Source organism: Streptomyces sp. NPDC003691, assembly GCF_053981115.1.
Map to the genome: position 1 here is coordinate 1 of NZ_JBSFNQ010000176.1, position 5,955 is coordinate 5,955.

Here is a 5,955-nt window from a genome sequence, read left to right on the forward strand (position 1 = left end):
TCCCGATGCCCTCGGCGTACGGCGTCCCGCGCGCCGCTCCGGGGTGACCGGAGGGCTGCCGCCATGACGGAAGGTGAGCATTCCGGCACCGTCGACGAGGGCGGCTGGGAGAACCTCGGCTTCGTCGCGTCCGGCTCCTCGCACTGGACCGGCAGCCAGGTCAGGTTCGCCGACTTCGACGCCGACAGCAGGGCCGACTACCTGATCATCGACGCGAACGGTAGCGCCCGCGCGCTGCTGAACCGGGGCGGCGACGGCCGGGGCGGCTGGGAGGACTTCGGCTATGTCGCGTCCGGGTCGTCGCACTGGACCGGCAGCCAGGTCAGATTCGGCGACTACAACGCCGACAACAAGACCGACTATCTCGTCATCGGCGCCAACGGCAGCCTGCGGGTGTTCCTGAACCTCGGCGGCAACGGCCGGGGCGGCTGGGAAGTCCGGGGTTACGTCGCGTCCGGCTCCGCACAGTGGACCGGCGGACAGGTACGTATCTGATCCCCGCGAATCCCGGTTCTCCGGGTCACGTCCCCGGTCCGGCCGCCGGCCGGGCCGGGGACATTGACGGCGCCGCGCATCCTGCGGCGCCGTCGGCCGGGGCGGGAGTTCCGTTTCCGGCTCGCCCGCCGGACCGCCGTCCGTACCCGGTCGCCGCACACCCGGCACCCGCGGCCGCCGCCCGCGCCCCGGTCCGGCGGTGCCGCAGGCGCCGGCGGACGGGCGCCGGGGCGGGTCGCCGTTCCACGGCCCGGCGGATGCACCCGGGCGGCGTGTTCCGCCGGTCCCTCGTTTCGGGGTCCTCGTTCCACTGCTCCGGGCCCCGCCCGTCGCGTACGGGCCGGGCGCGCGGCACCGTACGGCGGCGGGTTCCGACCCGTCCGCCCTGTCCGGCCCGGTCCCGCCCGGCGTCCGTGGCCCGCGGCGGAAGGTGCCCCGGCCCGTAGTCGTTCCGGGCGTCGGCGGGAGGGCGGCGCTCAGGTCCCGTACGGGACGGCCGTCACGGTCATCGGCTGTGCGGCGGGGCCGAGGGTCGCGGCCGCCACCGGCCGGGGCCGGACTCCCGGCAGCGGGTCCACATGCCACCGGCGCGAGACCGCCGCGGTGAGGAGCGTCAGCTCCGCGAGGGCGAAGTCACCGCCCGGGCAGCCGTGCACCCCGGCCGCGAAGGGAAGATAGGCGCCGCGCGGGGGCGCGGGGTGCCGGGCCGGATCCCAGCGGTCGGGGTCGAACACGGCGGGGGCGCGGTACCAGCGGGGGTCCCGGTGCAGGGCATAGGGACTGTAGAAGATCTGGGCGCCCGGCGGGAGCCGGTGGCCGCCGAACTCCGCCCAGTCCGCTGCCCGGCGGGGAAACAGCCAGATCGGCGGGTAGAGGCGCAGTGTCTCGCGTACCACGCGGCCGGTGAGGACGAGGGCAGGAAGGTCGGACGGGGCGACGGGGCGGTCCCCGACGACCCTCCGGATCTCCTCGCGGACCCGGCGGCGGATCTCCCGGTGGCGGGCCAGCAGGATGAACAGCCAGGCCGCGGCGGCGCCACTGGTGTGCGAGCCGCCGATCAGCAGGGAGGTCACGTCGTCGTGGAGCTGCCGGCGGTCGGTGCCGGCGACGAGACGGGCCATGGCCGGGGTGTCCGGGTCGGCGTCGATGAGGGTGTCGACGACCCGGTGGATGTCGGCGAGAGCGGTGCGGTAGCGCCGGCGTTCGCGGCCCGGCCACCGGTCGGCGAGGGCTGCGGCGGGACCGTAGGCCCTGAGGCCCAGCCCGGTGACGACGACCGGCAGGGCGTGGTGGACGGTCTCGGCGAACCCGGGCGGCAGGGCGCGTCCGAAGAGGGTCTCGGCCACGACGTCGAGGGCCAGTCCGGCTGTTTCCGTGGTGAGTTCGATGCGTCGGCCGTGGTGCCAGGAGTCGGCACGCGCGTTGGCGAGCCGGGCCATGGTGTCGAGGTGGCCGGGCAGACCGGCGGCGTTCAGCAGGGGCTGGACGGCGCGGCGGCGGTCGCGGTGGTGGGTGCCGTCGGCGACGGCGACACCGGTGCCGAACAGGGGGCGGGCCTTGGTGAAGATCTCGCCCCGGCCGAAGCGGCCCCCCGGACCGGTCAGCAGGTTCATGACGAGGTCCGGGTGGTTGAGGAGATAGGCGGGCCGGCGGCCGATTCGGAACTCGACCACGTCCCCGTGCGTTCGCTGGGCTTCGAGGAAGGCCAGCGGCGCCCGGACCAGGTGCAGCGCGTGGCCGAGGAGCGGCAGACCGCCGGGGGCACGGGCGGGGTGCCGACCGGTACCGTACGCCGCCGTCGGGGCGTTCGCCGTTGCCGTCATGGGGTGGCTCCTCGGGTCGGTGTCGCTCCGGCTGTGTACCGGGGGGTGCCGAGCCCCCATTCGAGGTGTCCGCGGGCCCACACGAGGAGCGCTCCGGTGCACCGCTCGGTGTCCCGCCGGACGGCGGGCGGGACACCGAGGGTGTGCAGGAGGGCGGCGAGTTCGTGGCGGGCCCGTTCGTGCGTGCGGAGGCGTTCCTCGCAGGCGTTCGCCACGGCGGTGGCGGCGGTGTGCCTGCCGAGGCCGCGGTGGTGGGCGGCGACGAGGACGAGGTTGTGCGGGTCGCCCCGGGCGGCCTCCTTGTCCACCGTCAGCAGGTCGTTGGTCCAGCAGACCAGGTCGGCCGCCGTGATCAGGAGGTCCTGGTAGGGGCGCGAGCAGTAGAGGTACGGCGGCAGGGGGCGGGCCTCCGTCCGCTCCACCAGGTCGAAGGTGGGCATGATCGCCCCGAACTCGCGGCGCCGGGCGGGGAATGCGGCCGGGCTCGGGACCTGGGCGCCCTGCCGGTGGGCGGCCTGCCACACGCATGCGGAGAGGTAGCCGGCGATGTGCCGGCGGAACCTCAGGTGCCAGGAGTCCGTCATGCCGCAGGAGGCCCGTTCGACGATCTCCGCCAGGGCGCGGCCCATGGGCGAGACGGCCGGGCGTCCGGCGGCGATCCCGAGGAGTTCGCCCAGGTAATCGTCCAGGCGGTCCGCGTCGCGCCCCAGGTCGCTCTCGTCGATCCGGTCGTCGAGGAGGAACAGCCAGGCCAGCCACATCGCCACCAGTTCGCTGTCCGCACGGCCCGCCCGGGGGTGGCACCATGCCGCCAGCAGCCCGGGGCGGATCAGGGTGAGGGCCCGCCGCTCGGCCTCCGTCTCGCAGAGACCGGCGGCTGCGGCCCAGCGCAGGGTCTGCGCATCGGCGGCATCCGCGTGGGGTCCGCGGCGGGCGGGGACGTCCCAGATCGCCGAGTCGTCGAGAATCCGCGCGTCGGCCGTCATGCGTCCGCCCCGGGTGCCTGCCGGGCGGGCGGCCGGACACCCCACATCGCGATCATCGCGTGTGCGGTGTCGGTGAAGCCGGGCCGGCCCAGCCGGGCGAGGGCCCGGGCGCCCTCGTCGGAAGACAGGACGCCCTGCCGCTCCATCTCGGGCAGGAGTCCGGCGACGGAGAGCGCCCAGGCGCGTCCCGCCGCGTTCGTGGCGGTGAGCGTGGGGCAGTGCACCCGCATGCCGATGCCGGCGAGACCCGTGCCCCGCAGCGGTGCGGGGTAGGAGCGTGCCCATGCCGTCACGTCGCTGCCGAGCGACCGGGCGATGGTGGTGGCGACGGCGTAGCCGAGGCGCCGTACGGCCGGATCCGGGGAGGAGGCGGCGGGGAAGAAGGAGGGGTCCTCGATGTAGAGGCGCCCGCCCGGTGCGAGCCAGGACGCCATGCGTGCCGGCAGGGCGTCCCGGCCGGGCAGGTGGCACAGGACGCTGCGGGCGACGACGAGGTCGAAGGAGCCGGGCGGGAAGTCCTCCGTCCGCACGTCGTGCCGCAGTACCCGCAGGGCCGGGTGCCGCAGGCGGGCCAGGAACCGGGGATCGGTGTCGGTGGCGGTGACGGTGCCGCCCCGGCAGTTGTCCGCGAGCCACAGGGCGAGGCTCCCGGTACCGGCACCGATCTCCAGGCACCGGGCCCCGTCGGGAAGCTCCCAGCGGGCCAGGTCCGCCGTCGTCGCCGGGTCGCACAGGCGGCCCAGGGCGTCCAGCCGTTCGGTCTGCGCGGCGCCCGCCGGGGCGAAGACGTCCTCCCCGTACGACGGGGCGCCGGACGACTGTGGGACTTCGTTCCGCATGGGGAATCTCCCTCCGGTCCGATTGGAGCAGCAGCGCCGGGCGGACGGGTTTTCGACACGTCGGGCCGTTCGGTGCGCCGTACCTGCGTTCGTGCTTCGCTGGGGGAACGGAGGCAGCGGTGTCCGGTCGCGGCGCCGGCGGGCCCCTCGCGGCACACCCGTCGCCGGCTGCGGCCCGGCCGTTCCGGCGGGCGGCCGGTGGGGCCGGGCCGGTGTGTTCCATGCCGGGCCGTGGCCCGGACCGGTGCGGCCCGGGGCCGTACGGTGTTCCCCGCCGCCGCCCCGGCCAACAGGGGCCAGGGAACGGGATCCTGGAGGAGGCGTCTCATGTCGGACAGGCAACGGCCCGCGGACCATGTCGTCGTGGTCGGTTCCGGTATCGCGGGAACGGCCGCCGCGTTCCGGCTGCGGCAGGCGGGCCGCGAGGTCACCCTGCTGGAGAAGGAACCGTACGCCGGGGGGCGCATGTCGTCCCGCGAGGTGTCGGCCGGGGATGCCGTCTACCGTGTCGATCGCGGTGCGAGCTGGCTGTCCCGCAACTACACGCCGATGATCGGGCTGCTGAAGGACGCGGGGCTCGACTCGCGGATGCTGCCCTGTTCCGACGAGCTGGGAGTGCTGCGGGACGGCCGGGTCCACCGGCTGTCCCTGGTCCGGACCTCGGGGCTGCTGCGGACGGGGCTGCTGTCGTGGCCGGCCAAGCTGAGGGCGTTCAACCTGCTGCGCGATCTCGCGGCGGCGGGCCGCCGGCTGCGCTGGGAGGACATGTCCGGGGCGGCCGTGATCGACGGTGAAAGCGCCCGGGACCACGCTCTGCGCCGACTGGGTCCGGAGCTGCTGGACTATCTGGTGGAGCCGCTGTGCAGCACTCAGTTCCTCGCGCCGGCCGAGGAGGTTTCCTCCGTCGGGGCCCTGTCCATCATGTGGGGCACGTTCGGGGCGGCGAGCTTCACCTTCGACGGAGGAGTCGGGCGCCTGCCCGGGGACCTGCTCGACACCCCCGTGATGCGGGCTCCCGGCACCCGTATCGAACTCGGCGCGCAGGTCACCGAGGTGCGCCGCGACGGGGACGGGGCCGCGGTGGTGTGGGGGCGTGACGGCGTGGTGCGTACGGAACGGGCCCGTGCCTGTGTCGTGGCGGTCCCCGCACCGGTCGCGGCGCGGATCGTCACCGATCTCGGTGAGGACCAGCGTCGCCATCTGGCCCGGGTGCGCTACACCAGCGATGTGCATGTCACCTTCGGGTTGCGCCGTCCGCCCGTGGAGACCGCGCTCGGGGTCGCGGTCCCGCGGCGGGAGCACCCCGATCTGTGTGTCGCGCTGTTCGAGCACAACCTGGGCCCCGGCCGGGCGCCCGCGGGGCGGGGGCTGGTCACCCTGGTGTTCCGTCACCACTGGAACACGGCCCGGCTGCATGCGGACGACGACAGCGTGATCGCCGACGCCCGTGCCGCGCTGGGTGAGGTGATGCCCGGTCTCGCCGCCCATGTCGACGCCCATCGCGAGATGGCCGTCGTCCAGCGCTGGGAGAACGCGGTGATCGCCCGCCCGCCCGGCGGATACCGGGACCTCGCGGCCTTCACGGCGAGCCTGGACCCGGCCTCCCCCGTCCAGCTCGCCGGGGACCACTTCGCCTACAGCACCACCAACGCCGCCCTCGCCACCGGCGAACGGGCCGCACGCCGGGTCCTGGACCTGCCGGTCGCAGCGCAGGAGGAGCGGGGTGTCGGGGTCTGAGACCGGCACCGGCGGGGCGGCACGGCGGCGGCGGAGATCCGGCCGCAGACGACGCAGGGGCCGCCGGACGGGGGC

5 protein-coding genes are annotated in these 5,955 nt (G+C 75.2%); 2 read left to right on the top strand and 3 right to left on the bottom strand.

Annotated features, from left to right (window positions below; genetic code table 11):
* The first annotated feature begins 63 nt into the window (after positions 1-63).
* On the top strand, positions 64-495 hold the full coding sequence (locus ACWDR0_RS34245) for an FG-GAP-like repeat-containing protein (protein WP_456355738.1): 432 nt from the start codon (positions 64-66) through the stop codon (positions 493-495).
* Between the two features lie 476 nt (positions 496-971).
* Here the strand turns inward: ACWDR0_RS34245 and ACWDR0_RS34250 are convergent, their stop codons facing one another.
* Genes ACWDR0_RS34250 through ACWDR0_RS34260 form a run of 3 tightly spaced genes read right to left on the bottom strand, consistent with a single transcriptional unit; the run spans position 972 to position 4,143 of the window.
* Positions 972-2,318, bottom strand: coding sequence for a cytochrome P450 (locus ACWDR0_RS34250; protein WP_456355739.1), 1,347 nt, complete (start codon positions 2,316-2,318; stop codon positions 972-974).
* Positions 2,315-3,304, bottom strand: a complete 990-nt coding sequence (locus ACWDR0_RS34255; protein ID WP_456355740.1) for a (-)-delta-cadinene synthase — start codon at positions 3,302-3,304, stop codon at positions 2,315-2,317. The genes ACWDR0_RS34250 and ACWDR0_RS34255 overlap by 4 nt, the downstream gene beginning before the upstream one ends.
* On the bottom strand, positions 3,301-4,143 hold the full coding sequence (locus ACWDR0_RS34260; protein ID WP_456355741.1) for a methyltransferase: 843 nt from the start codon (positions 4,141-4,143) through the stop codon (positions 3,301-3,303). The genes ACWDR0_RS34255 and ACWDR0_RS34260 overlap by 4 nt, the downstream gene beginning before the upstream one ends.
* 327 nt (positions 4,144-4,470) lie before the next feature.
* Here ACWDR0_RS34260 and ACWDR0_RS34265 point away from each other — a divergent pair, with 327 nt between their 5' ends.
* Positions 4,471-5,880, top strand: coding sequence for a protoporphyrinogen/coproporphyrinogen oxidase (locus ACWDR0_RS34265; RefSeq protein ID WP_456355742.1), 1,410 nt, complete (start codon positions 4,471-4,473; stop codon positions 5,878-5,880).
* Positions 5,881-5,955: the final 75 nt, after the last annotated feature.

What these genes read in the sequence shown, in the direction of transcription:
- ACWDR0_RS34255 (WP_456355740.1), bottom strand. Translation starts at nt 3,304, where the DNA reads ATGACGGCCGACGCGCGGATTCTCGACGACTCGGCGATCTGGGACGTC.
- ACWDR0_RS34250 (WP_456355739.1), bottom strand. Translation starts at nt 2,318, where the DNA reads ATGACGGCAACGGCGAACGCCCCGACGGCGGCGTACGGTACCGGTCGG.
- ACWDR0_RS34260 (WP_456355741.1), bottom strand. Translation starts at nt 4,143, where the DNA reads ATGCGGAACGAAGTCCCACAGTCGTCCGGCGCCCCGTCGTACGGGGAG.
- ACWDR0_RS34265 (WP_456355742.1), top strand. Translation starts at nt 4,471, where the DNA reads ATGTCGGACAGGCAACGGCCCGCGGACCATGTCGTCGTGGTCGGTTCC.
- ACWDR0_RS34245 (WP_456355738.1), top strand. Translation starts at nt 64, where the DNA reads ATGACGGAAGGTGAGCATTCCGGCACCGTCGACGAGGGCGGCTGGGAG.